Source organism: Salinisphaera hydrothermalis C41B8 (assembly GCF_000732535.1).
Classification (GTDB): Bacteria; Pseudomonadota; Gammaproteobacteria; order Nevskiales; family Salinisphaeraceae; genus Salinisphaera; species Salinisphaera hydrothermalis.
In genome coordinates this window covers 1-24227 of record NZ_APNK01000024.1, presented here as the reverse complement: position 1 = coordinate 24227, position 24227 = coordinate 1, and the positions used below count along the sequence as shown (strand labels likewise).

The following is a 24227-nucleotide window of genomic DNA, read 5'->3' as shown; positions in this document are numbered from 1 at the left end:
GTTTTATTGGAGAACCACCATGAAATACGTCGTGGGCTATTCACTGCCCTACTTCCACCACGTCCAGGTCGGCATCGAGGCCGACTCCCCGGATCATGCGATCGAGCGTGCTCAGGCATTATTCGATACGTGTGAGATCTGGGATGACACGCCGGAGCATCCCTTGCTTCGGGATGATTTCGACGAAGACGTCGACGCCGGAGCTGCACTAACGTTTGAGATCGTGCAAACGATCGAGACCGAGGGCGATTTCCCCGTATCGGACAGCAGTGTGAAACAGCTTCGATCCGACGCCAGAGCACGGGCTGCGGCCCGCGCACTTGTGGCCGCGTATCAACAAGGCGAGACCAACGGCGGTTCGATCGATTGGTCAGATCTCGATACGGCCTATGAGCTCGCCCGGGCCAGCCAGGCTGATCAGCCATAACGATCTGATCTGACAAACCCACGCCCATTCACGGGCGTTTTATTCACCCGCAGGGGAACATCACCCTGGCGGGGTCTGGTGTTCCTCTTTTCACAGGAGCAACACCATGAAAACGATATCGACCCAGTCCGCCGGTCATTCCGGGGCAAACCGCGACACCACGCCGCCGACGCTGGCCATCGTATTAGAAGGTGGCCTGGTGCAAGCGGTGGTTTCCGATCGCCTGGAGGCCATCCGCGTGAACGTTTGGATCATCGACTACGACACCGATGGTGCCGATGACGATGAGCTTTCAGAGGTGCCGCAGGGCGATGGGTCGTTCTGCGATGCCGTCGTCGATCACCATTTCCTGACCGAGACTGCAATCGACCTCGATCACATCGTCGACAAGACCGATTCGGATCCATAAGCGGCGTCGATAATTCGTAACGACACCATGCTGGGCCGGCCGCACTGCGGCCGTGCCGAGCGCAACACAAACGTCCGCTGACGCGGACTTCTCATCATCCACCCGCCGGGGAACACAACGTCCCGGGCGGGCGCCGGTGTTCCCTTTTTTCACAGGAGCAACCCCATGGGATGGTTAATCACACAAGGCCAGACGAAGGCCGAACTCATCGAACACCTCACCGAAGGTGACGCCAACCTCCGCACGCATCGGAAATGCGTGCGGGGCAACGTACTCTGGACTATTCAGGAAAATCTGAAATATCCAGGGTGGGGTCGATTCATCGTGGCGTATCTGATGGTTCACGATCCAGGCTACGGCTGGGGCTACAAGCCCGTCGAGGAATCGATGGGCCCGGCCGAGCTCTCGTGTCCGGCGTCGTATCTCGATGAAGTACCCGTGCCCGATAGTGCGTTCGCCGCCCCGTGGCGAGAGCGTGTTCGTCGACGTCATGCCGACAAACAACGCCTTAAGCGCACGGTGGCCGCGGCCTCAATCGGCGATCAGGTCACGCTCACCAAAGGCTGTGTGCCGCATACGGTGACGCTGACGTCCCGGAAACCGCTGATCGGCCGAGCCGACGACGGCTCGTGCTGGCGGATTCCCCGCCGGTGCATTGCGTCGATCAATCCGACCACCTGACCAATTTAGGGCCCCTTTTCGAAGGGGCCTTTTTTCGCACAATCGCTGTGGATAACCGCCGTCTCCGCGCCGCGCAAACGCAGACCGGCTGCGGCCCGGCTGGGGGCTGATCGGTCTTTGACCACTTGGCTCCGGCCCGATCCCAAAATTCCGACAGCGGCGTGTAGGATTTTATATTGTGTCGCGGCACGCGATCGCGCAGATTGATCCCGTCATTCATCAGACGACAATCGGCAATGCGACTTCCCGAGACACTACGGCGTCGCTTACTGGCCTGGGCGCAGGATTATCACAGCGAGGCTCGGCCCAGTGATTTCCTGATCCAGAACGAGAACGGCCCGTATCTCGCCCGGTGGTATGTCATCCGCCAGGGGCGGCGCTGGCTCGACCGGTCGCCGGCGATCCGGCGGCTCGATCTTGAGCACGAGAATCCGCGGGTCGACGGCCACCGACGTAACGTATTCGTCCATCAATTTCTGGCCAGCGACGACGATCGGGCGTTGCACGACCATCCCTGGCCCTGGATCACGATCATTCTCGACGGCGAATACCTTGAGCATGTGCCGGCCGACGCCCGGCATCCGGGTGGGCCGACCGTAGCCCATCGACGACGCGCCGGCGATGTGGTCATGCGATACAACGCCGTGCGACCGCATCGCATCGAACTGATCAATCATCGCCCGACCACGACGCTGTCTCTCACCGGCCGAAAACGCCGCGAATGGGGCTTTTACTGTCGCCAGGGCTGGCGGCACTGGCGAGATTTCACCGCGACGGACGGCCGCGGTGGATCGCGGCTATGAATGATGCGCGATCAAAATTCCGACACGCCACTGTCGGGATTTTCTATTGTCCCGGCGGCCGTGCCCGGACAGCATGAGCCCGTCATTTTGACAGCACTGACGATGAACGATACAACCGACGACGGAGCCGCGGTGGATGCTCGTATCAAACCGGCACCGGGCCCAACCGACAATGAGCAGATTCTGTGGTCAGCCATACCCGGCCACGTCACGAATCTGCATATCTACGTTGTCGCCGTGATTACCGCGGCCGTGCTGGGCATCTACGGGCCCTGGCCGTGGGTCGGCTTGGCGCTGATTCCGCTGGCGGTCGCCGGCGTCTATGCCGCTGCGCTGCAGGCCACCCGCTACGAGCTCACCAGCCAGCGGCTACGCAAGAAGTGGGGCCTGCTCACGCGTCGCGGCGAGGAAGTCGAGCTCTACCGCGTTGAAGACACGAATCCAACGGCCCCGCTGCTGTACCGGCTGGCTGGCCGCGGCAACGTCGAGGTGCTGTCGACCGATCGCACGAACGACGATCTGATGCTCAAGGCGATCAAGAATCACGAGCGGGTTCGGAATCGGATTCGCGAGCACGTCGAAACAATGCGCCGAGCCAAAGGTACGCGTGTCGTGGAGTAAGCCTGGTGGCTTTTCACCCCCACACAGCCATCGAGGATCGCATGGCCCGAGAAGGCAAACCCGCAGCCGAGGTTTTCCCTCTACTCGCGCCGGGCCGACCCGAAGTGATGAATCGGCCAATCCTGTACTGCACCCAATGCGGTACCGAAATCCAAACGCGGCACATCGTCTGGCAGATCAACCGATGGCCGGGCAGTCGGTATTCGCGCGCTGCGCGGCTGCACGCATTGCCGGTTCGACACGCGCCTGCGACTGCGCTGGTACGCCGACGGCCGACTCGAAGGCCCGCATCCGAGCACTGGCCGCTGGGTTCGTTATCCGGTAATCACGCCCCGATACCGCTTTTACAAGCGCTGGGTCGAAACGGCGCGGCTGCTGTTCGGCGGCACACCGCAGCCTTGATAACTGTCGCCCATGCAAGTCTTGTAGGAGATCGATCGCATGACACGCCATAATGCCCTTGTTGCCGCGATCACCGGCATCGCCTTGATCAGCGGGATCGCGGCGGGCCCGGCCGCGGCCGAATCCGCACCGCAGCCGAACTACCCCAAAGTGCTCCGCCGGATGGTCGATGCCGGCCAGATCCAGGTGGTGAAACAGTTTCCCACCGACAAACCGGGCCTGACGGGTTATCTGGCCAAACGCGACGGCTACCAGACCGTGGTCTACGGTGAGGACGGCTATCTCATGCTCGGCCCACTCTACGGGCCGAAAGGCACGAATCTGTCGAAACGCTATAAGCGGCAGCATCAATCCCGGCCCGACGTCGCCCAGACGATCGACGGCTTGGATTCCGAGCATCTAATTACCGAGGGCGCGGCCGATGCGCCGGCGTTATACGTCTTTCTCGATCCCAACTGCATTTTTTGCCACAAGCTCTATCAGCAGACCAAGCCGCTAGTGGCCGCCGGCAAATTGCAGATCCACTGGATCCTGGTCGGCGCGCTCGGCCCGAGCAGTATCGGCCGGGCCGCCACGATCCTGTCGGCCGATGATCCCGTCGGCATGCTCGCCCAGGACGAGGCCGACTTCGACGTGGCCAATGAACAAGGCGGTGTCACGCCCAAGAAACCGAATGACAAGATGGCCAGTGTTCTCGATCGCCACCGCGACGCCATGTTCAACGTCGGCGGTCGCGGTACGCCCGTGGTGCTGTTCCAAGATCCGGACGGCCATTGGCAGTCCCGGCAGGGTCTGCCGCCGGTCGGCTGGCTTGACCATTACGCGCAGGATTAAGCTATCCATGGGCTCACCCGCCCCGAGGACCCCTATGATAAAAGTCGATGGGCCTTGCCCCGAATGCAGCCAATCGCCGGTCAATCGGTTCGATCTAATGGACGGAGAGATTTGGATCTGTCCCGGCTGTGGCTACCAGGAGATCACCGCCGGCGTGGACATCGAAGCGCAACTGAATGCCCTGGCCGAGTACGATCCCGAGCTCGCTGCCGGTTGGCGCGAAGAATTGGGAATTTAGGCCGCATGATCGATGAGAACAGCCCCATGTCGGACATCGTCGCGGGATTGAAGTGCGCCGACTTTGCCGCCTGCTACGCGTTTTGTCGGCGCCAGGACCCCGTATTGCTCGAAGCGCTGGATAACGGCGCTGCGCGGCTTTGGGACATCGAGTTCGAGTTCGAGTTCGAGTGCCGCCAGCCCGATGCACACTGCTCGACTGGAAGTTTCCCGACGCCTACGCGCCGGTCGAAGCCCTGCCAGACGCCCTGGACGCGGCCTGTGAAGGCCGCGAAGGTGCGGTCTACGCTCTGTTGGCCGATGCGTCGTTAGCCGAGCTTGCGGCCACGGCTAGGTGGACACTTCTCGATGAAGTGGGCCCAGTACGATGATGGCCATGCCGGTCAAACAGAGCAGTACGCCAACAATGTCGCTAGCGTTCGGCGGGGTCGACTCGATCCACCACAGCCATAGCAGGGCGACGCTCACATAGATACCGCCGTAGGCTGCATAAACCCGGCCGGCCGCCTGCGGGTGAAGGGTCAGTAGCCAGACGAACAGCGCGAGGCTGGCTGCAGCCGGTAACAGTAGCCAAGGGCTCCCGGGCGGTTCCACCACAGATGAGGCAGTAGCAGCCGACGATCTCTGCAACGGCCGTGAGCACGAACAAGCCGAGCGTACGGCCCAACTCTATTAGCATAGACTCATGGCCGCACAGCGGTTAAATCCCATTAATGGGCCTCGTGCAGGCATTTGTCGTGATCGGCAAGCGTTTCGATCACCCGGCAGTTGCGCACGCGCTCGTGACGGCAGCAGGTGAGCATGCGCTCTAGTTCGCCCTTGAGCGCGGTGAGCCGCTGGATTCGGTCCTCGACGGTGGCGAGCTGTGCGCTGGCGATCTCGTCGGCCTGTTCGCAAGACTGCGCCGGGTGATGCTGCATCTCGATCAGCGTCCGAATGGCCTCGATGTCGAAGCCGAGTTCGCGAGCATGGCGGATGAAGCGCAGGCGCTGTATGGCGTCCGGGCCGTACTCCCGGCGATTGCTCGCGCTGCGTGCGGGGACCGCGAGAAGGCCGATGCGTTCGTAGTAGCGGATGGTGGGCACTTTGACGCCGCTGCTTTCGGCGACCTGGCCGATGGATAGCGCGGGCATGGGCAGCTCCATTTTCTATAGCGACTATAGATATAGGAACGGATCGACGGGGAGTCAAACGCCATACGCATGTCGCGCGCAGGACTTGCTCCTATAGCGGCTATAGCACTTAGCATTCGAGTCAGTATAAACGCCGAGTGTGATGAATATGAGTGCTTCCGCGATGACAAGCCGTTTTCAAATCGAAGGTATGGACTGTGCCGGTTGTGCCGCCAAGATCGAGGGCGCGGCGCGGCGCGTACCCGGCATCGAGCAGGTCTCCGTGTCAGTCACGACTCGCAGCTTGACCGTCGAGCACGCGGCGGATGCCCGGCTCGACAAGCTGGAAAAACGCATTCGAGCGCTCGGCTATGGCGCATCGCGCGTGGCAGCCAATGAAACGCTGCCCGACGCCGAGCCACCGTGTTGCGCTCATGATGACCATGACCATGACCATGACCACGACCCATGCTGCGGGCACGACCATGGCCCCGAGGCCGAAGCTGCGGCCTTTGACGAAGCCGGTGCTGACCAAGCGATAACGCGCTACCGGATCAGCGGTATGGATTGTGCGGGCTGCGCGGCCAAGATCGATAGCGCCGTCCGTCGCGTGGCCGGCGTCCATGACGTACAGGTGTCCGTACCCAACCGCCGCCTGAGCGTGCAGCACGCGCCCGATATGGCGCCGGCGCCACTGGAAAAACGCGTCCGCGCGCTGGGTTACGGGGTAGAACGCGAGCTCGACGATCGCCGCGACGCATCGGACGCCGGTCATCCCGACGGCGCCGCCGGTTCGGACGTCGATAGCGGGCCAACCGAAACCCCGTGGTATCGCAACGCCAAGATCGTCACCACGCTCGCCTGTGGCGCCACACTGGCGCTGGCCGCGGTCCTGACGGCCATCGTGCCCGGCTATGCCTTCCTATGGTTTGGCATCCCCACGCTCATCGGATTGATACCGGTCGGGCGCCGGGCCGTGATGGGCGCGGTCCTCGCGGGTACGCCGTTTTCCATCGAAATGCTGATGTCGATCGCCGCCGTGGGCGCCATGGCCTTGGGTGCCACACGCGAAGCCGCGGTCGTCGTGTTCCTGTTCCTGCTCGGTGAATGGCTGGAGGGCGTGGCCGCCAGCCGGGCCCGGTCGAGTATCTCGGCGCTCGGTGATCTGGTGCCGAAGTCGGCACAGCAGGTCGAGGCCGACGGCTCGATCCGTGAGGTGCCGGCTTCGACGCTGCGCCCGGATATGACCGTGCTTATCCGCCCTGGCGATCGTATCCCCGCCGACGGCGTGGTGATCCAGGGCAACAGCGCGGTCGACCAGGCCCCGGTGACTGGCGAGAGCACGCCGGTGCGCAAGCAGGTCGACGACACGGTTTATGCCGGCACCATCAATGGCGACGCGGCCTTGCAGGTGCGCGTGACGGCGGCCGCCCACGACAACACCATCGCCCGCGTGGTGCGCCTCGTGGAGCAGGCCCAGGAATCGAAGGCGCCGACCGAGCGCTTCATCGATCGCTTCTCGCGCTATTACACGCCCGCCGTGGTGGCCGTCGCCGTGCTGGTCGCCGTGGTGCCGCCGTTGCTGGCCGGCGGTGCGTGGAGCGACTGGATCTATCGGGCGTTGGCGATCCTGTTGATCGGCTGTCCCTGTGCGCTCGTGATCTCCACGCCAGCGGCGGTCGCGGCGTCGTTGTCTGCCGGCGCGCGGCGCGGGCTGTTGATCAAGGGCGGGGCCGTGCTGGAAACGCTGGGCGGCATCGATGCCGTCGCGTTCGACAAGACCGGCACGCTCACCGAAGGCCAGCCGCGCGTGACCGATGTGCTGGCGCTCGGCGACGCCGACGAGGCCAGCGTGGTGCGCCTGGCGGCAGCCGTCGAACAACAGTCGAGTCATCCATTGGCGCGTGCCGTCATGACCGCCGCCGAGACGCGTGATATCCGGGTGCCCGCCGTCGACCGCGGCGAGACGCTGAGCGGTGAGGGTGTGGCCGCGGAACTGGCGAGCCAGCGCCTGTTTTTGGGTTCGGTGGCGGCCGCGCGGCAGCGCACCGCGATCGACGCCGACACCGAATCACGTCTCGAACGCCTGCACGACGAGGGCAAGAGCGTGGCCGTGCTGCTCGTCGACGATAAACTGCTCGGCGTGCTCGCCATGCGGGACGAACCGCGGCCCGAAGCGGTGGTTGCGTTGGCCGATCTCAAGCGCCGCGGTATCGAGGTGGTCATGCTCACCGGCGACAACCGGCGCACGGCTGAAGCCGTCGGCCGCCAACTCGAGATCGACGTGCGCGCCGAACTCATGCCGGAAGACAAGCAGCAGGCCGTGCGCGAACTGCAGGCCCGAGGCCTCAAGGTGGCCAAGGTCGGCGACGGCATCAACGACGCCCCGGCGCTGGCCGCGGCCGATGTCGGCATCGCGATGGGCGGGGGTACGGATGTGGCGCTGGAAACCGGCGACGCCGCCAGCCTGCACAACGATATCCGCGACGTGGGCAGCATGATCGCGCTATCGCGACGGACTATGCGCAATATTCATCAGAACATCGGTATGGCCCTGGGTCTAAAGGCCGTGTTCCTGGTCACGACCATCGCCGGCTTGACCGGGCTTTGGCCAGCTATCATGGCTGATACGGGCGCGGCCGTCTTGGTGACGGCTAATGCGCTTCGGTTGTTGCATATACCCAGCGCAAAATCTAGCGTCGATCCTGTCGCACCGGATCCAGCGGTATCCGCCCCGACTGTATAGAGATTGATAGTCCTTTACGGCGAATTCTGCGTGGAATGTTCTCTTGTCTCGGTGTAAAGAGATTGACGGAACACTGGCTGCAACGTCCGCATTGGGCCCAAGCTGTGTGAAAACTCACTCCGGTCGCGGTCCGGCTGAAAACCGACGCTCTGTACGCCTGCTGACGCCACGATCGGCTACTGGACAGGGGTAAACGAACCCCTTGAAATGCCAATGTTTCGAGTTTTCACACAGCCTGGATCGACTCCGGCTGGTGGACCCGCTTGGCGGATCGTGCAATCTGTTGGGTTTTCACAGTCTGAATCATGTTGGGTAAGTCGCCTTGCAAAGCCTTCTAGAACTGGGATTCTTCCGACAACTCAACATGATCCGGAACTCAACATAAACGGTAAAAATCGTACGCTAAGCCCTCGGGCCGTTGCGATGACTGAAGAACTCTCAACTCAGACAAGCTGAAGCTTGACGCCCCGTCAAGATCATCGCCAGCTTTGCCACGGGTAAGCAATATAGCCACGACTTAATATAATAGCACTGTAACAAATTGATTTTCATGGTATTTCGAGGCACGATGCGCACATCTCTATAAAGCTGCTTCCGAGCTGTTGCGGCTCTTTAATCGGTACTCGCGTGTCGTTCATCACTTCGTTGTCGCTCGATCTGAGTTTGTCCATGGACGCATTCGCGGCCTCCGTCGCGCAAGGTGCCAAAACCCGGAGCACCCGAACACGAGAAGCATTGCGTACGGCTTGTTATTTCGGCTCCTTCGAGGCCCTTACTCCCGTGATCGGCTGGATCTTGGGCACGCTATTGGGCTCGGCGATGGCGCATATCGACCATTGGATCGCCTTCGGTTTGCTCGTGGCGATCGGTCTCAAGATGATTCGTGACGCGTTGCGCGCGTCCGAACGCGCGCAACGTCAGAGCAGTCCGGGATTCGCTCGGATGGCACTACTGGCATTGAGCACCAGTGTGGATGCAGCCGCAGTCGGCGTAACCCTGGTCGTGCTGCAAATACCGATCGTCATGGCCGCGCTCGTGATTGGTGGCACGACATTTGTCATGACCTGCGCGGGTTTCGTGCTCGGCGGCGTCGCCGGGCGTCGCATGCCGCACTATGCGGAAGGCCTGGGCGGCCTGTTGTTGATCGGTATCGGGACGCAAACCCTGTTCCAGCACATGGTTTTCGGTTAACACCGGGCGGACCTTTTCAGCCGAACTCAAACATGTATCTGGACGCACTGCTCTTTACCTTGATCCCCGTCGCTGCGGCTGCGTTTTCGGGGCTCGTCGTAACCATTCGCACGCCGGGCGAGCAGGTCACCAGTGCAGTCCAGCACTTGGCCGCGGGCGTAGTGTTCGCCGCCGCGGCGATCGAACTGGTGCCCGGCGTACTCCATTCGGCGCCCGGCCCGGCCATCGTGGGCTTCGCGATCGGGATCGCGGTCATGTTCGCCTTGCGGCAGTTCAGCGACGCCGCCGAGCGGCGCTCGAAACGGCGCGGTTCGCCGATTGCCATTGGTTTGATCGCAACGATCGGTATTGATTTCTTGATCGATGGCGTCGTACTGGGTGCGGGCTTTGCCAGCGATCGAAGCACCGGCATTCTGCTGACGATCGCGATTACGCTGGAATACTTGTTCGTCGGCCTGTCCGTGTCCGCCACACTGCCGACCCGGTCGCCTTGGGCATTGATCGGTTTACCCACGATGCTGGCCTTGCTGACGTTAGTCGGTACGGCGATCGGCGTGGCTACACTCACCGGCGCCTCGAAGCCGGTCATGGCCGCGGTCCTCGGTTTTGGCGCCGTGGTCTTTATGTATCTGGTCACCGAGGAACTACTGGTCAAAGCGCATGAGCAAGGCGACACCGCGTTTGGCTCGGCCACATTCTTCGTGGGCTTTCTCTGCTACCTGCTGATCGAACAGGCGATGGCGTCTTGAATTGACGGCGCGAAGGCGAATGGTGATGCAAGCCGCCGAAGCCGAAGAAAAAACGGTCCGAGTCCCGGCGCGTCTGTTTTTGGTTAATCAAGCGGCGTCGGTGTCGGACAAGGCGGCAAGGATGCCGCACTCATGCACCGGATGCTCGCCGTCGCAGGCCCGCTGCAAATGCGCCAGGCGCGTCTCGAGGGCCTGGAGCTTTGCGATGCGCTGACGCACCGAACGCACCTGTTCGTCCAGGAGCGTATCGACGGCTTCGCAGGGTTGCTGCGGATGATCGGCCAGCCGAAGGAGATCGCGGACCGAGGCGATGGAAAAGCCCAGCTCCCGGGCGCGGTTGACGAACGCGAGGCGTTCGATGTCGTCCGCCTCAAAGTAGCGATAGCCATTATCACCGCGTCGCGCCGGCGGCAACACACCCGCGCGCTCGTAATAACGGATGGTGGATTGCGGACATGCGGCGCGGCGCGCGGCTTCGGCGATCGTAAACATGGGCGTTGTCCGGTGTTGACTTTAAAGCAACTTTAAGGTCCACGATACGACAATCAACGCGCAACGGGAAATATGATGCCTTGTTGCTGTAACGAAGACGACGCCAATTTGCAACGCTTGCGCGGCCGCCAGGCCCGCATGCTGTGGGCGGTGCTCGTCATCAATGCCGCCATGTTTGGGGTCGAGTTCAGCGCCGGCTGGCTGGCCGCCTCGACCTCGCTGATGGCGGATTCGCTGGATATGCTCGGCGATGCGCTGGTTTATGGTCTGAGCTTGTTCGTGGTGGCTAAAAGCACCCGCTGGAAAGCGACTTCGGCCGGCGCCAAAGGCGTGTTCATGCTCGGCTTTGGTCTGCTGGTGCTGGGTCAGGCCGCGGTCCGGGCGATCGTCGGTGATGTCCCCGAGGTCGGCATCATGGCCGCCGTCGGATTGCTGGCGCTGGCCGCCAACATCGTCAGCCTGGTGCTTTTGACCCGCCACCGCGATGATGACGTCAACATGCGCTCGTCCTGGATCTGCTCCCGCAACGATCTGATCGCCAATGTCGGTGTATTGATCGCCGCAGCCCTGGTCGCGCTTACCGGGACGCTTTGGCCCGATATTGCGGTGGGTGTCGTCATCGCGGGCTTGTTCGTGCATTCATCGATCGGCGTGCTGCGCGATGCCCGCGCGAAGTTCACTGAACCCAGCGACCCGCCGGCGGTTGAGGCGGATGGGTCGCAGCCGCTCAATCATTCTGGAGTTCACTCATGAGTCACGACCACAATCACGGCCATGACCACGGTCACGGTCACGGTCACGGTCATCATGACCATAGCCACGCCATTTCGGCCGACGCAGACCGGCGCTACTTGTTCACCGCGCTCGGCCTGCTGGTCGGGTTCATGGTGGTCGAAGTCGTGGTCGGTCTCATTGCGCAGTCCCTAGCGCTGATCACCGACGCCGGGCACATGCTCACCGACGCCGGCGCCATCGGCATGTCGCTGGTGGCGATGCGCCTGGCCAGCCGGCCCGCCACGGGGCGTTTCACGTTCGGGCTCAAGCGGGTGGAAATTTTGAGCGCTCAGGCCAACGGCCTCACGCTCTTGTTGCTATCAATCTGGTTCGTCATTGAAGCGATCATGCGGCTAGTCGAACCGCCTGCCGTCGATGGCCTGCTGGTAGGCATCGTGGCTATTGTCGGCGCGATCGTGAACATCGCGGCGGTCATGGCATTGAGCCGGGCCAACCGGGAAAGTCTCAACGTCGAGGGCAGCTTCCAGCATATCCTGACCGATCTCTATGCGTTCATCGCCACCGCCATCGCCGGTTTCATCATTTGGGTGACGGGCTGGTACCGCGTGGATGCGCTGGCCGCGCTGATTGTCGCCGGCCTCATGGCCAAGGCCGGTTACGGCCTGGTGCGCGAGTCCGGCCGGGTCTTTCTGGAAGCCGCGCCGGCGAATCTGCACCCGGAAAAGCTGGATAGCGCCATACGCGAAGTCTCCGGGGTGTTGGATGTCGACGACCTGCACGTCTGGGAAGTGACGTCCGGCATGCCGTGTGTGTCCGCCCGGATCTGGGTTGCAGCACACGCGGACTGCCACGCGATCCGGCATTCAGTCGATGCCATGCTCCATGATCGTTTTAGCGTCGAACACAGCACCCTACAGACCGAGCATCAGCGGGATGACGCCGAACCGGCAAGCGACCGCGAAGGGCCGGGTGATGCCTGCGTGTTCGGCGGCGCCAGCGCTTGAGTGATCCGCAAACTGCTTAACGGCATTAGCGGCTTAAAAAGGGCGTGATCGCGTTCGCAACGGCGTCCGGAAACGCCTCGTGAACGGCGAGCTTGCCGGGGTCGAGTCGCCGGGTTTCGACTCCGGTAACTCGGCCAATGCCGCTATGTCAGCGCGTGACTTTGGCGGCGTTTCCTCGCCATACACGACCAAGATCGGCACCCGCGCCCGACGGGCCAGATCGAAAAACGACGCGCGGCTTGTCACCGGTCGAGACCGCCACTGACAAAACGCACGGAGGCGTGCCGGGCGCCCGGTGCGCGAACGACGGCGCGTTTTTCAGCCAGCCGATCGCCGGCCAGCCACTCAGGATCGCTGTAGACGTGACCTTTAACCATTTTGTCGAGGATCGGCCGGCTCACATTGAGCCGATAAAGAGCCGGTCCCAGCACGGGCATATCGAATGCCGTGCGGATAGGAGCGAACCAGGGCCGTTGGCCACCCATCATGGTCGGCAAGGGGCCACGCCACGTCGGCGCGATCAGAACGAGCTGGTCGATCGTGCCCGGGCGCTCGACCGCTTGATGCAACGCATAGGTGGCGGCGTGGCCGGCAGCAACGACAGCATGCGGCGGCTGCGCTATCCGATGCAGGGCGTCATCGAGGAAGGCCGACAGCACTCGTGGCGTCCAATCCACGCGTGGCCGCGGCCGGTCGCCGAATCCGGGCCAGTCAATGGTCGTAGCGTGAAACGCCGGCGCGAGCCGATCCATAAGCGGTCGCATTTCACCGCGCGTCGAGATCGAACTGAGCGCCGGTAGTAGGACCACGGAGCAACCGCCGCCGGCGGCCTCCATGCCGAGAGTCACGTCAGCGCCCTCCCAGGTCCAGTCTAGGGTGTGAGTCGCCATCGTGGGTTCTTCCGTTAGCGGCGCACCCGGCGCGGGGTACGTTTCGCCTCGCGCCGGCGGCGTTCGGCCAGAACGCGTCGGCGCTTGGCGTCGGTGAGTTGGCGCCACCGGCGAATTTCCGCCGCGGTGCGCAGGCATCCGACACACAAATCAGTCTTGCGATCGAGCTTACAGACGCCGACGCAGGGCGAGGCGACCGCCACGCTTCAGGTTTGGGGATGGCCGTCGGCGTCGTGGTTTTCTCGGGCGCGGGCAACAGCCGCGCTGAGTTGAGGATGAACACCAGTTCGGAGACGACATGAATCGCCGCCGCGAGCAGCGGATTGAGAAAGCCCAAGGCCGCCAGCACGATGCCGATGGTGTCGACACCGATGTGCCGGCAAAATTCTGCCAGATGATGCCCCGCGTGCGCCGGGCCACGGCGAGGGTCTCGACGAAACTCTCGAGGTCGTTGCCCAGCAGCACCACGTCGGCGCTTTCCTGGGCCACGTCGGTACCCGAGCCCATAGCGATGCCGACATCGGCCCGCGCCAGCGCCGGTGCGTCGTTGATTCCGTCGCCCACCATCGCGATCTTGTGTTTTGGACCCACGAGCGCCTGGACGCGTGCCAGCTTGTTCTCCGGCAGCAGTTCGGCCTCGATGTTCTGGATGCCGAGGGTACCGCCGACCGCATCCGCGACCCGGCGGGCGTCACCGGTGAGCAGGACGATGCGAATGCCCATGCGATGCAAGGCATCGACCGCGCGTTGGGATTCCGGCCGGACGCTATCGGCGATCGCGATAGCGCCCAGCAGGCGCCCGTCGCGGGCCACCAGGATTTCCGAGCCGGCCGCGTCCTGATCCAAGGACGCGGGTACGTCGATCCCGTTGTCCGTCATCCAGGCCTGGTTGCCGACGAGGACGGTCGCGTCAGCGACCTGCGTTTGATGCCCCGGCCCGGGTGTAGTCAAAACGCGTCGGCTCGGCCACGGAACGGCCCTGGCTGCGAGCGTAGGCCACGATCGCCTTGCCCAGCGGGTGCTCAGAGCGTAGTTCAGCCGCCGCGGCGGCAGCGAGTAGTTCGTCGCCGGTGATGCCGGCCACGGGCACGAGCCGCTGCACTGCGGGGCGGCCAAAGGTCAGGGTGCCGGTCTTGTCGAGCACGACGGTATTAACTTGGCCGAGGGTTTCCAGATGCACGCCGCCCTTGACAATCGCGCCTAGTCTCGCGGACCGGCCGATGGCGCCGAGGATGGCCAGCGGCGTGCCGGCGGCGATGCCGCAGGCGCCGGCGACGATGATCACGGAGATCGTGGCATAGATATCGCGCGTGATCAGGAAGGTCAGAACGGCCGCGCCGAGCGCAAAATACACCAGATAACCGGCTAGGCGATCAGCCAGCCGCTGGACTGGTGCGCGGGATTGCTCGGCGGCCTCGACCGCTTCGATGATCTGGCCGTAGCTGGTGTCCCGACCGAGCCGCTCGGCGGCGATCTCCAGCGCGCCGGACTGGTTGATGGAGCCGGCGAAGACCTTTGCACCCTCGGTCTTCTCGACCGGCATGGATTCGCCGGTGATGCGCGACTCATCGACGAACGAATGCCCGGAAAGCACGATGCCATCGACCGGCAGCCGGCCACCGGGCGCTACGAGGATGGCGTCACCGACCGCCAATTCCTCGGAGGCGACGGATTGAACGGCACCGGCCCGCCGGACCGAGACCTCATTCGGCAGGAATTCGACCAGATCGCGGATCGCTTTGCGACCGCGCCCGACAGTCAGGCCTTCCAGTACTTCGGCGACCAGCACGAACAGAGTGATCACCAGCGCCGTGAAGAATTCGCCGATCGCCGCGGCCGCCGCGATCGCGATCGTCATCGACAGCTCCATGGTCATCCGGCGCTCGACGACATTCTCGAAAGCCTCCTTGAGAATTGGCCAGCCGCCGATCAACAAGCCAGCGATGCCGATCAGGCTGACCGCCGCAAACGGCTCCCAGATACGAAACCACACCAGCGCGGCCACGACCGCCACAACCGCAATGCGCGCCGCTTCCGGCCACTCGAACGGATGATCGTGGTCATGCCCGTGTTCATGATCGTGATGATGAGAACCATGCCCATGATGGGACGAGGCTTCCGGCGCGGTCGTGCGTGTCTCGGCGCGATCGGCGAGTGTGTCGTGCTGGGTTGTCTGCGGGTCGGACATGGCGGTGACTCTGGCGTTATTTGAGGTAAGCGCGCACGACATCGATGAGTTCGGCGGCGCCCTCGGATCGCTGCTCGGTCGTCAGTTCCGCGTCGGCGACGTGCTCCTGGATGTGGTCCTCAACCACTTCGGCCATCAATCCGTTGAGCGCACCACGCACGCCGGCGATGCGCTGAAGCACGTCGGCACAACCGTTTTCGTCTTCGAGCGCGCGCTCGACGGCTTCCATCTGGCCGCGGATACGCCGTACCCGGTTCAACAGCTTCTTTTTCTCGCGCGTCGTATGCACGTCGTTTTCTCTCCGCTTCGTCTCACGATAGTATGGCCCCCTATATTATCAATCAAGGGCGACGTTATGACAGAAAAGCCCATCGCGGGCCTTTGGCGCAATCGGGTCTATCGACATCTGTTTGCGGCCCAGATCTCGGCCCTGGTCGGCACCGGTCTGACCACGATCGCGTTGGCGCTGTTGGCCTACGACCTGGCCGGTGGTGATGCCGGCCGTGTTTTGGGCATCGCTCTGGCCTGCAAGATGGTCGCTTATGTGGCCATCGCCCCGGTGGTGGGCGGCTATGCCCAACGCTTGCCGCGCAAGACGTTGCTGGTAACGCTGGACCTGCTGCGGGCCGGGTTTGTGTTCTGCCTGCCGTGGGTAACGGCGGTGTGGCAGATCTATGCTCTGATCTTTCTGTTGAACGCCTGCTCGGCGGGCTTTACACCAGTCTTCCAAGCCACCATCCCCGAAGTGGTGACGGACGACGCGCAATACACGCGGGCATTGTCGGCCTCGCGCTTGGCTTACGAGCTCGAGAATCTACTCAGCCCGACCCTGGCGATGGCGCTGTTGTTCCTGGTGTCCTACAACCAGTTGTTCATACTCAACACGCTCGCCTTTCTCGGCTCGGCGGCTCTGGTCGTAACGGCTGTCCTACCGGTCGCTGCCGCTGAAACGACGTCGATCAATGTATGGCAGCGGGTGACGGCCGGCATACGCCGATATCTGGGTAATCGTACGCTGCGTTCGGTGTTGACGCTCTACGCGGGCGTGGCCGCCGCCGGGGCCATGATCATCGTCAATACCGTGGTCTATGTACGCGAAACGCTGGGCGGCGGCGATGTCCAGGTCGCCCAAGCGTTCATCGCTTCGGGCGCGGGCTCGATGCTCGCCGCATTGTGGCTGCCGCGCTGGCTGGATCGCTATTCCGAACGCGGCGCGATGCTCGCCGGTGGTTTGTTACTGGGTTTAGCATTACTGGTCGGAGGCATCTGGCGGCCCGGCTTTGCCGGCCTGCTCGGACTCTGGTTCGTTCTGGGCATCGGCCTCGGCTTGATCCAGACCCCGGTCGGGCGCCTGTTGACCGCCGCCAGCGACCCGTCTACTCGTCCGGGTGTGTTTTCGGCCCAGTTTGCCTTGTCGCATGCGTGCTGGCTGATCGGCTATCCACTGGCCGGCGTGCTGGGGTCGGCGTTCGGGCCGCGCCCGGCCTTGCTGGTGCTCGGTGTCATTGCGTTGGCGGCCTGGGCCTTCGCTGGTCGTTTATGGCCAGCCGAATGAAGCAGAGGCGATCAAACGTCGACCGACGCGCGTTCTTTGCGTGCGGCGTCCCAGATGGCCTTCGCAGCATCGGCGTTCATGAAAGCGATACCGAGCCCGACGATCAAATCGGGCCAGCCGGAGCGCCATACCAGCGTGATGAGGCCCGCGATCATGATCGCAATGTTCGCGAACGCGTCGTTGCGAGCTGATAGAAAAGCGGCGCGGGTAAGACTGCCGCTATGGTGACGAAATCGGACGAGTAAAAACGCGCAGCCCACGTTTACGGTCAAAGCTCAGAGACCGGTGATGGACAGCAACCACGGTGCAGGTGGTGACGGCGTATTGAATTTCTGCCACGCGGTCCAGAGCAGAGCCATGGTCGGGATCAGTAAAATCGCCGCGAGTGCCATGCCGACGCCGGCCAGATTGCGAACGGACCAGCCAAGCGCGACGACGATCAGGAAGTTCACGCTGGTGTCTTCCAGGAAGTCAACGCTGTCGGCGAAAAGCGATACGGAGCCGATGCGCTGGGCCACGACAAATTCCACGCCGAAGTAAGCCAGATTGGCGAGAGCCACGATAGCGACAACGCGGCGGAGGGCGTTGTCCGTTGTTTTCGCTCGGAACGAGAAATCATTCGATGAGGGCGTCATCTGTTTCCTTTTGTCAGATAGAAGTACACTCTGGCTAGGCGTCAGGCTCATGGCTTCAATTGCGTCAGGATAGAGCCGATTTCGCTAATAATTATTGTGTTTCTCGTTCGGCTCAGATATTTTAAAGAAATGCTGCGCGTTATCGCGATATTCCTGCTTGTAATGCAAGCGCTGGTCGCTCAGGCCGGTGTTCAAGGGATATCGTGTCTGCACAGCCCGGCGGGCAAGTCGCCGCACAGCGCGCTGTCTGCCACTCATGGTCAAGCTTCGCAACCGGACCAGCCGCCTCGGCACGACATGTGTTGTTGCGATGTGATCGGGAGCTGTGCTTCTAGTGCTTTGGCAAGCGATGCGCTCGCCTCCGACATGCCTAGCCCGCATCCCGCCTACCCGCTCGCGAGGATGACGTCGCGTCTGGAGCCTGGCTTTGTACGGCTCCCTTATCGCCCCCCCGTCTTTCGCTATTTAACTGACGCTCGGCGACGTCTGTGACGTTGTCATCCGGTTAAATCTAGGCGTCTTGTGATTGTTACCGCAATGAATCGGTCGTAACGACCGGTTCGCGGGATGGTCTGGTCGTAAGGCCGTGGCCAATAGCAACCGCGAGTCGCCACATGAAAGGCGACCCTCATGACCTGTTTCCCTTCCGTGGCCAAGCGGTCCGGCTCGACCGTGCGCGAGGCCCTGACTCCGCTTGGCAACACCCACTCGGATTCAAGTCAGATACGTCGTTGGCCGCGCCGCACATTGAAAACTGGATCGCCTATCGAGCCGGGCGCTCCGTGTTCCGAGTGGCATCGGCTGCGATCACGCCGGGGCGGTTCCTCGTCACAGGACCTGGCATATGGCGAAGCATTGCCAGTCGCGTTTCGGTGTCGAATCGGTCACTGCAACCTTTTCCAGCCGTTCGTCTTGCGAGCTATAAGCGACTATCAATCGCCCACACCGGCACCGGCTCATCCCGGTAGTGCCCCCTGTTACCGGGGTGTCAGCGGTGACACCGAATCCACGGTGTCATCGCGATTCGGCCCTCGGGTATCGAGCCCTACTCCCCCTGACCGATACCCGTGGGTCGTCTTTTACTTCGAATACGGAGAAGATTTTGAAAAAACGTAAGAGCTATGGCGAAGCGCGTCGTAACGGCTCCGAGATCGACGCTGGCCCGCCACGCATGCACGATCAGCAAACGAATACGCAGCGCCGGAGAGTTCTCCAAGCGATGGCCGCCGGCGGCATGTTGGCCGGCCTTGATATGTTTTTGCCCGGCGTCTCGCGGGCGGATGCCATGCGCCGAGCCGGTGAGGCCGCGCGCGTTCAAGGTGGCCCCCCGCGATCCGTGACTCGGGATTTTCATATTCGTTCGGAGTCGATCGCTATCGCCGGAGGGCGAGCAACGGCCAACACCGTCAATCACGGCGTGCCCGGCCCCCTGCTGGAACTCTGGCAGGGGCACAACGCGCGGCTTCGGGTACATAACCATTTAAAGGACGATCTGACATCAATCCATTGGCACGGGCTACTGCTGCCATTCGAATTGGACGGTGTTCCGGGCGTGTCATTTCCGGGCGTTGCCGCCGGCGATACATTCGAGGCTTATTTCCCGGTGCGTCAGCACGGCACTTACTGGTATCACAGTCACGCCGGCTTTCAGGAGCAGGTCGGCCAGCTCGGGCCGATCGTGATTCACCCGGCCGAACCCGAGGCCAATCCAGCCGACCGCGAATACGTGTTGGTACTGACCGACTGGACGTTCGAGGATCCCGCGCGACTGTTCGCCAAGCTCAAGGAATCCAGCGACTACTACAACTTCAACCAGCGCACGCTGGTCGACTTGGTCGACGAAGTCGAACAACAGGGGCTGACCCAAACCATAAAATCGCGCCTGGCCTGGAACAAGATGCGCATGAGTCCGCGCGATATCGCCGATGTCACCGGGCACACTTATACCTATCTGATGAACGGCCAGCATCCAGCCGCCAATTGGACCGGGCTGTTCAACGCGGGTGAGCGCATCAAGCTGAGAGTCATCAACGCATCGTCGATGACCTATTTCAATGTGCGCATCCCCGGCCTGCCGATGACTGTGGTCGCGGCCGACGGCCAGAACATCGAGCCGGTCGACACCGACGAGTTCCAGATTGCGGTGGCCGAAACTTATGACGTGATCGTCGAACCGGCTCCCGACAAGGCCTATACGATCATGGCCGAATCGATGGACCGCTCGGGCTATACCCGCGGTACGCTTGCGCCACGGCCGGGCATGAGCGCGACCGTGCCGGCGCTGCGCACGCCCCCGACTCGCACGATGATCGATATGGGCATGCCGATGCAGGGCATGGCGATGGACGACGAGTCGGACCAGAAAATGTCGATGCCGCAACCCCACGACGGGGCGCAGATCAGCGCTATGGGCGGCATGGCAGGCATGCAGCACTCTCAAGCGATCAATCGTGCCACCAACCCCGTTGCCGATGATTTGTCGCATATGGGCATGGGCAACTCGGGCCCGGTGATCGCCCGGCATGGCCCTGACAAGCATGGCCCGGGCAATATTACCGTGGCTCAGGCCGAGCGCTATCGGCTGGCCGACCGGCCGACTGGCTTGGCCGACGTCGATCATCGTGTCTTGACTTACAGCCAACTGCGCAATGTCTCGGTACCGCCGGATAAACGCGAGCCCTCGAAAACCATCGAAGTGCATCTCACCGGCAACATGTACCGCTACATGTGGTCGTTCGACGGCCGCGAGTATTCACAGGCCAAGCCGATCGACTTCCCCTACGGTGATCGCATCCGGCTGATACTGGTCAACGACACCATGATGGAGCATCCGATCCATCTCCACGGCATGTTCATGGAGCTGGAAAATCACCAGGGCAATCATCGGCCCTATAAACACACCATCAGTGTCCTGCCCGGCTCGCGGGTATCGTTGCTGGTCACTGCCGATGAACCGGGCCGCTGGGCCTTCCATTGTCATCTGCTCTACCACATGGAGGCCGGCATGTTCCGCGTCGTGCGTGTCGCCCCGGCCTCGGAGATCGATCATGCCTAAGGTGATGCATCAAATCCTGATAGTCGGGTTGGCGTTTGTCATGGCCAGCGCGGCCGCACCGGCGCTGGCCGACGCGCCGCCCGGCAAGGCCAATCCGAACAGCGTTGTGCCCAAGGGCGCCGAAAACGCATCCAGCGGCGCGCCGGCGAACTGGGCGCCCCCCATCCGTGATAACGCTATCCATCAGTACAGCAGTATCAACCGTCTCGAATACGGCACCGGTAATGCGCCCGACAGCTATCTCTGGGAAGGTCAAGGCTGGATCGGCGGCGATATCAACCGTTTCTGGTGGAAAACCGAAGGCGAAGGCGCAACCACCGGCGGCTCGCCGGATTCGACCTCGTTCGAGGCTGACTACGGACGCGCGATCACTCCGTTCTGGAATGCGCTGATCGGTGCACGCTACGATATCTACCCCGGTAAGGATCGCGCGTTCGGCATGGTCAAACTGCAGGGCCTGTCCCCCCTGTATATCGATACCGAAGCCTCGTTCTACGTCAGCCAGGACGGCGTACCCAGCTTTCGCGGCGAATTTCAGTACGAGCCGTTGATTACCCAGCGCCTTCGCCTAGCGCCGCGAGCTGAAATAAATCTCGGCGCGCGCGATGCCAATTACGGCTTGGGCGGAGGTCTGCAGAGCACCTCGCTCGGCCTTCGGCTCAAGTATCAGATCGTGCGTGAATTCGTACCGTATATCGGTGTGCGCTGGGACAAGAAATACGGCGACACCGCCAAAATGGCTCGGGCGGACGGCGGGACAAGCTCCTCGACAGCCTTTGTGGTGGGCCTGAGTGCTTGGTATTAGCAGGCATCGCGACACCACCGCGTTGCTGATTGATGACGTTGTCCGAACGCGTACCGACGGTGGTCTTGTGCATCACTCGGGTTCGTCGACGTCATTCCACCCGACCCCGAGTTGCCATTTTTCGATATTCGACCCTCAAATCCAATCTCAAAACCCTGGAGTCTGAGATGTCAAAAGTAACCGAGGCAGTCTACCGCTGGCTGGATTTCGATCTTCGAGCGCCGCACGACATTCCAGCGCGAGTCACGGCGTCGCAACAACTGACTTTTTACGGCCTACGGATTGTGTTCGGGCTGATCTGGCTGTTCAACGCGTGGACGGCCTCGGCCAGCGCAAATAAACACGCAATTGCGCAATTCATGGGCCTGTCTTTCGGCTCCTGGCCCGTTCGCGTGATCGGCAACGGTGTTTTTTTGCTGGATCTCATCATGGCGGTTGCACTGCTTTCGGGTCGCGGCATGCGCGCTGCTCTCTGGTTGGGCGTTGTGTATCTGATCGTGATGTGGGTCGGCGTTTCCCATACCGGCGGTTTCAATACCGCCGCCGGCCAGACCGATCCGGGGATCGCGCCGCCTTATCTGATCCTGTTTATCTTGACGTTCGCCTGCTGGCGCCTGAGCCAGGCCGCGCCAGCGAACAACAATGCCGTGGCGCAGGAGCACGCCCGTCTGTGGATCCATGCGATGCGCCTGGCATTCGGTTTTTTGTGGGCCTGGGACGCACTGTTCAAATGGCACCCTTACTATCTAACCCATATGGTCGCCTATCTGACAGCGGCTCAAGATGCCCTACCAGGCTGGGTGGCAACTTACGACCAGATGTGGATCAACGTTATCAGCTTTGTGGGCCCCGTTCTGGTTGGCGTGCTGGCTGCGCTTCTTGAAACGGTGCTCGCCTGGAGTCTCATCACTGGCAAGCTGATGCGATGGCTGCTACCGATCGGCGGCATCTATTCGCTGGTGATATGGTCGACGGCCGAAGGGTTCGGCGCACCATATACAGCCCTTGGCCAAACCGGCATGACCGGCAACATGTTTGGCAACGCCGCGATTTACGCCCTGATCTTTTTCACTTTCATGGCCGTTTATCGGTGGCCCAAGCCCATCACCGCATCCGTCTGATACGTCGTTAACCGAACCACGCAAATTCCGCGGCCTAAAATCATCACCGGATGACAAATATGACTTTCGTTCCGATCCTCGGCGATACGCTCTATACGATCGCCGGCATGTTCTGGAAAATCCTGTGGGCGCTGGTGCTCGGCTTTGCGATCTCGGGCGCCGTCCAAGCGTTCGTTCCCAAACGCCGCATGGTGCAGGTCATGGGGGACGACAGTGCGGCTTCGCTTTTCCGAGCGGGTTTTTTCGGCGCCATCTCATCGTCCTGCTCATACGCTGCGGCCGCCATGAGCCGCAGCGTATTCATGCGCGGCGCTCATATCACGGCCTCGATTGCCTTCATGATCGCGGCGACTAATCTCGTGATCGAGCTGGGCTTCGTATTGTGGTCGTTGATGGGCTGGCAGTTCGTGGTCGCTGAATTTGCGGGCGGCGTGCTGCTAATCATCGTTATGGCGCTTCTCATGAAGCTCGTCGGGCCGGTGAGGGCATTCGATCACGTACGTGAGGCCCAGACTGACGATGATACGGACGAGGATGTCGCTGTCCCGAGCCCGCTCAGCCTTGATGGTTGGCGCCAGGCGGCCGCCAATTTCATGATGGACTGGTCGATGATCTGGAAGGATATCGCCATCGGCGTGATCGTCGCCGGCGCGATGGTGGTCTGGGTACCCGACGCGTTCTGGCAGGCGCTGTTTCTATCCGGGGGCCACGGGGGCGATGTCAGCCTATTGCAGATGATCGAAAACGCACTCGTCGGGCCGCTGGTCGCCGTGGTGAGCTTTGTGTGTTCGGTCGGAAACGTGCCCTTGGCCGCCGCTTTGTTCAACGGCGGTATCTCGTTCGGCGGCGCGCTGGCCTTCATCTACGGCGATTTGATCGTCATCCCGATGTTGCTGGTCTATCGCCAATACTACGGCACCCGACTCGCGGCAATGCTAGGCGTCATTCTGTATATCGCCATGGCGGTGACCGGCTTCGTCGTCGATCTCATTTTCTCCGTCGGCGGATGGGCGCCCGATTCAAGCACGGTCGACGTCGGATCAATGGAATTCTTCAGCCTGGATTACACATTTTGGCTGAATCTGATTTTCATCGGTGTCGGGCTGGGGCTCTGGGCTCTGTCCAGGCAAGCCAACGCCCAGTCCCACTGTGCCCATCATCACTGATGGAGGCGGCCATGCCGGCACCACCAACCCAACCGCCATACCTCGATCAAAACCTAAAAAGGGCATCATGAAAGACTCAACGACACATTACGGACTCGTCAGCCGATTCTTGCACTGGCTACTGGCCCTTCTGATCATCGCGCAGTTTACGCTGGTCTTTGTTTTTACGTGGATCGTCCCCGAGCACGGGGGCGAGCATCATGAACACGGGACCGCCAGCCTACATGAGACGATGATGATGCTGCATAACTCGGTTGGGTTGCTGATCCTGCTGTTCGGCTTGATCCTGATGGTATGGCGGCTAACTGTCCAGTCCCGCCAACAACTGGTTTGGCGGATAAAAGAATGGCTGGGGATCTCGCGTCCACT

At 62.0% G+C, this 24227-nt stretch carries 24 protein-coding genes and 3 pseudogenes; 18 read left to right on the top strand and 9 right to left on the bottom strand.

Translation table 11 applies throughout. The annotated features are described in order from the left end of the window. Nucleotides 1-19: 19 nt before the first annotated feature. From C41B8_RS13755 to C41B8_RS20500, 7 genes are all read left to right on the top strand, one after another. Nucleotides 20-427, top strand: a complete 408-nt coding sequence (locus C41B8_RS13755; protein WP_051883531.1) for a hypothetical protein — start codon at nt 20-22, stop codon at nt 425-427. Nucleotides 428-533: 106 nt separating this feature from the next. Next, nucleotides 534-836: a hypothetical protein gene (locus C41B8_RS13750; protein WP_037339302.1), complete on the top strand. Its 303-nt coding sequence runs from the start codon at nt 534-536 to the stop codon at nt 834-836. 165 nt (nt 837-1001) lie between these two features. Continuing rightward, entirely contained in the window at nt 1002-1517 is a 516-nt protein-coding gene (locus tag C41B8_RS19725; protein WP_051883530.1) for a DUF6927 domain-containing protein, read from the top strand. A gap of 236 nt (nt 1518-1753) precedes the next feature. Then, nucleotides 1754-2320: a hypothetical protein gene (locus tag C41B8_RS13740; protein WP_051883529.1), complete on the top strand. Its 567-nt coding sequence runs from the start codon at nt 1754-1756 to the stop codon at nt 2318-2320. Nucleotides 2321-2422: 102 nt separating this feature from the next. Then, nucleotides 2423-2941 carry a PH domain-containing protein gene (locus tag C41B8_RS19720; protein ID WP_198025209.1) on the top strand — a complete coding sequence of 173 codons (519 nt, stop codon included), beginning with the start codon at nt 2423-2425 and terminating at the stop codon, nt 2939-2941. Between the two features lie 441 nt (nt 2942-3382). Beyond that, nucleotides 3383-4177: a thiol:disulfide interchange protein DsbG gene (gene dsbG, locus C41B8_RS13730; RefSeq protein ID WP_037339300.1), complete on the top strand. Its 795-nt coding sequence runs from the start codon at nt 3383-3385 to the stop codon at nt 4175-4177. Between the two features lie 97 nt (nt 4178-4274). After that, complete coding sequence (locus C41B8_RS20500) at nt 4275-4415, top strand: hypothetical protein (protein WP_156962539.1); 141 nt, start codon at nt 4275-4277, stop codon at nt 4413-4415. Nucleotides 4416-4744: 329 nt separating this feature from the next. On the opposite strand, the pseudogene C41B8_RS13720 reads toward C41B8_RS20500, so the two are convergent. Together C41B8_RS13720 and C41B8_RS13715 are read right to left on the bottom strand one after the other, a co-directional pair. Then, nucleotides 4745-5093 (bottom strand): annotated as a pseudogene (locus tag C41B8_RS13720) (YnfA family protein). Nucleotides 5094-5124: 31 nt separating this feature from the next. After that, on the bottom strand, nt 5125-5547 hold the full coding sequence (locus C41B8_RS13715) for a MerR family transcriptional regulator (protein ID WP_037339380.1): 423 nt from the start codon (nt 5545-5547) through the stop codon (nt 5125-5127). A 148-nt stretch (nt 5548-5695) separates the two neighbouring features. On the opposite strand from C41B8_RS13715, the gene C41B8_RS13710 reads away from it, so the two are divergent. From C41B8_RS13710 to C41B8_RS13700, 3 genes are all read left to right on the top strand, one after another. Then, a complete protein-coding gene (locus tag C41B8_RS13710; RefSeq protein WP_156962538.1) occupies nt 5696-8272 on the top strand; it encodes a heavy metal translocating P-type ATPase in 2577 nt (858 codons plus the stop codon). A 627-nt stretch (nt 8273-8899) separates the two neighbouring features. Continuing rightward, the gene (locus C41B8_RS13705; protein WP_037339294.1) at nt 8900-9463 is read left to right on the top strand and encodes a manganese efflux pump MntP; all 564 of its coding nucleotides are present in this window, start codon (nt 8900-8902) and stop codon (nt 9461-9463) included. A 32-nt stretch (nt 9464-9495) separates the two neighbouring features. Further along, nucleotides 9496-10212, top strand: a complete 717-nt coding sequence (locus C41B8_RS13700; RefSeq protein ID WP_037339292.1) for a ZIP family metal transporter — start codon at nt 9496-9498, stop codon at nt 10210-10212. Nucleotides 10213-10299: 87 nt separating this feature from the next. Here the strand turns inward: C41B8_RS13700 and C41B8_RS13695 are convergent, their stop codons facing one another. Then, nucleotides 10300-10704: a MerR family transcriptional regulator gene (locus C41B8_RS13695; RefSeq protein WP_037339291.1), complete on the bottom strand. Its 405-nt coding sequence runs from the start codon at nt 10702-10704 to the stop codon at nt 10300-10302. Nucleotides 10705-10812: 108 nt separating this feature from the next. Here C41B8_RS13695 and C41B8_RS13690 point away from each other — a divergent pair, with 108 nt between their 5' ends. Then, nucleotides 10813-11457 carry a cation diffusion facilitator family transporter gene (locus tag C41B8_RS13690; RefSeq protein WP_198025207.1) on the top strand — a complete coding sequence of 215 codons (645 nt, stop codon included), beginning with the start codon at nt 10813-10815 and terminating at the stop codon, nt 11455-11457. Then, nucleotides 11454-12443, top strand: a complete 990-nt coding sequence (locus C41B8_RS13685; RefSeq protein ID WP_051883526.1) for a cation diffusion facilitator family transporter — start codon at nt 11454-11456, stop codon at nt 12441-12443. Before C41B8_RS13690 ends, C41B8_RS13685 begins: the two co-directional genes overlap by 4 nt. Nucleotides 12444-12685: 242 nt before the next feature. Here C41B8_RS13685 and C41B8_RS20170 read toward each other — a convergent pair whose 3' ends face one another. The 5 genes from C41B8_RS20170 to C41B8_RS13665 form a co-directional block, all read right to left on the bottom strand. Next, nucleotides 12686-13279, bottom strand: coding sequence for an alpha/beta hydrolase (locus C41B8_RS20170; RefSeq protein WP_269634492.1), 594 nt, complete (start codon nt 13277-13279; stop codon nt 12686-12688). A gap of 68 nt (nt 13280-13347) precedes the next feature. After that, nucleotides 13348-13536 carry a DUF1289 domain-containing protein gene (locus tag C41B8_RS13675; RefSeq protein WP_037339371.1) on the bottom strand — a complete coding sequence of 63 codons (189 nt, stop codon included), beginning with the start codon at nt 13534-13536 and terminating at the stop codon, nt 13348-13350. Next, on the bottom strand, nt 13502-14284 hold the full coding sequence (locus C41B8_RS20695; RefSeq protein WP_269634491.1) for an HAD-IC family P-type ATPase: 783 nt from the start codon (nt 14282-14284) through the stop codon (nt 13502-13504). Before C41B8_RS20695 ends, C41B8_RS13675 begins: the two co-directional genes overlap by 35 nt. Continuing rightward, complete coding sequence (locus C41B8_RS21030; protein ID WP_198025204.1) at nt 14244-15521, bottom strand: heavy metal translocating P-type ATPase; 1278 nt, start codon at nt 15519-15521, stop codon at nt 14244-14246. Before C41B8_RS21030 ends, C41B8_RS20695 begins: the two co-directional genes overlap by 41 nt. A 16-nt stretch (nt 15522-15537) precedes the next feature. Then, on the bottom strand, nt 15538-15810 hold the full coding sequence (locus C41B8_RS13665) for a metal/formaldehyde-sensitive transcriptional repressor (RefSeq protein WP_037339290.1): 273 nt from the start codon (nt 15808-15810) through the stop codon (nt 15538-15540). Between the two features lie 66 nt (nt 15811-15876). Between C41B8_RS13665 and C41B8_RS13660 the strand changes: the two genes are divergently transcribed. After that, complete coding sequence (locus C41B8_RS13660) at nt 15877-17076, top strand: MFS transporter (protein WP_051883524.1); 1200 nt, start codon at nt 15877-15879, stop codon at nt 17074-17076. 11 nt (nt 17077-17087) lie between these two features. Here C41B8_RS13660 and C41B8_RS21175 read toward each other — a convergent pair. Continuing rightward, nucleotides 17088-17711: pseudogene (locus C41B8_RS21175) on the bottom strand (cation efflux transmembrane domain-containing protein). Between the two features lie 1102 nt (nt 17712-18813). Between C41B8_RS21175 and C41B8_RS13650 the strand changes: the two are divergent. From C41B8_RS13650 to C41B8_RS13630, 5 genes and pseudogenes are all read left to right on the top strand, one after another. Continuing rightward, a complete protein-coding gene (locus C41B8_RS13650) occupies nt 18814-20766 on the top strand; it encodes a copper resistance system multicopper oxidase (RefSeq protein WP_232226078.1) in 1953 nt (650 codons plus the stop codon). Beyond that, entirely contained in the window at nt 20759-21571 is an 813-nt protein-coding gene (locus C41B8_RS13645) for a copper resistance protein B (RefSeq protein ID WP_232226077.1), read from the top strand. Before C41B8_RS13650 ends, C41B8_RS13645 begins: the two co-directional genes overlap by 8 nt. Before the next feature lie 167 nt (nt 21572-21738). Beyond that, nucleotides 21739-22692, top strand: coding sequence for a hypothetical protein (locus C41B8_RS13640; protein WP_051883522.1), 954 nt, complete (start codon nt 21739-21741; stop codon nt 22690-22692). Nucleotides 22693-22751: 59 nt separating this feature from the next. Then, the gene (locus tag C41B8_RS13635; protein ID WP_051883521.1) at nt 22752-23858 is read left to right on the top strand and encodes a permease; all 1107 of its coding nucleotides are present in this window, start codon (nt 22752-22754) and stop codon (nt 23856-23858) included. After that, a pseudogene (locus C41B8_RS13630) lies at nt 23842-24227 on the top strand (hypothetical protein); the annotation flags it as partial. The gene C41B8_RS13635 and the pseudogene C41B8_RS13630, both read left to right, overlap by 17 nt.

Excerpts from the sequence above, each read along its gene's own strand:
- C41B8_RS13755 (WP_051883531.1), top strand. The coding sequence starts at position 20 with ATGAAATACGTCGTGGGCTATTCACTGCCCTACTTCCACCACGTCCAG.
- C41B8_RS13750 (WP_037339302.1), top strand. The coding sequence starts at position 534 with ATGAAAACGATATCGACCCAGTCCGCCGGTCATTCCGGGGCAAACCGC.
- C41B8_RS19725 (WP_051883530.1), top strand. The coding sequence starts at position 1,002 with ATGGGATGGTTAATCACACAAGGCCAGACGAAGGCCGAACTCATCGAA.
- C41B8_RS13740 (WP_051883529.1), top strand. The coding sequence starts at position 1,754 with ATGCGACTTCCCGAGACACTACGGCGTCGCTTACTGGCCTGGGCGCAG.
- C41B8_RS19720 (WP_198025209.1), top strand. The coding sequence starts at position 2,423 with ATGAACGATACAACCGACGACGGAGCCGCGGTGGATGCTCGTATCAAA.
- dsbG (WP_037339300.1), top strand. The coding sequence starts at position 3,383 with ATGACACGCCATAATGCCCTTGTTGCCGCGATCACCGGCATCGCCTTG.
- C41B8_RS20500 (WP_156962539.1), top strand. The coding sequence starts at position 4,275 with ATGGACGGAGAGATTTGGATCTGTCCCGGCTGTGGCTACCAGGAGATC.
- C41B8_RS13715 (WP_037339380.1), bottom strand. The coding sequence starts at position 5,547 with ATGCCCGCGCTATCCATCGGCCAGGTCGCCGAAAGCAGCGGCGTCAAA.
- C41B8_RS13710 (WP_156962538.1), top strand. The coding sequence starts at position 5,696 with ATGAGTGCTTCCGCGATGACAAGCCGTTTTCAAATCGAAGGTATGGAC.
- C41B8_RS13700 (WP_037339292.1), top strand. The coding sequence starts at position 9,496 with ATGTATCTGGACGCACTGCTCTTTACCTTGATCCCCGTCGCTGCGGCT.
- C41B8_RS13695 (WP_037339291.1), bottom strand. The coding sequence starts at position 10,704 with ATGTTTACGATCGCCGAAGCCGCGCGCCGCGCCGCATGTCCGCAATCC.
- C41B8_RS13685 (WP_051883526.1), top strand. The coding sequence starts at position 11,454 with ATGAGTCACGACCACAATCACGGCCATGACCACGGTCACGGTCACGGT.
- C41B8_RS20170 (WP_269634492.1), bottom strand. The coding sequence starts at position 13,279 with ATGGAGGCCGCCGGCGGCGGTTGCTCCGTGGTCCTACTACCGGCGCTC.
- C41B8_RS21030 (WP_198025204.1), bottom strand. The coding sequence starts at position 15,521 with ATGTCCGACCCGCAGACAACCCAGCACGACACACTCGCCGATCGCGCC.
- C41B8_RS13660 (WP_051883524.1), top strand. The coding sequence starts at position 15,877 with ATGACAGAAAAGCCCATCGCGGGCCTTTGGCGCAATCGGGTCTATCGA.
- C41B8_RS13645 (WP_232226077.1), top strand. The coding sequence starts at position 20,759 with ATGCCTAAGGTGATGCATCAAATCCTGATAGTCGGGTTGGCGTTTGTC.
- C41B8_RS13640 (WP_051883522.1), top strand. The coding sequence starts at position 21,739 with ATGTCAAAAGTAACCGAGGCAGTCTACCGCTGGCTGGATTTCGATCTT.
- C41B8_RS13635 (WP_051883521.1), top strand. The coding sequence starts at position 22,752 with ATGACTTTCGTTCCGATCCTCGGCGATACGCTCTATACGATCGCCGGC.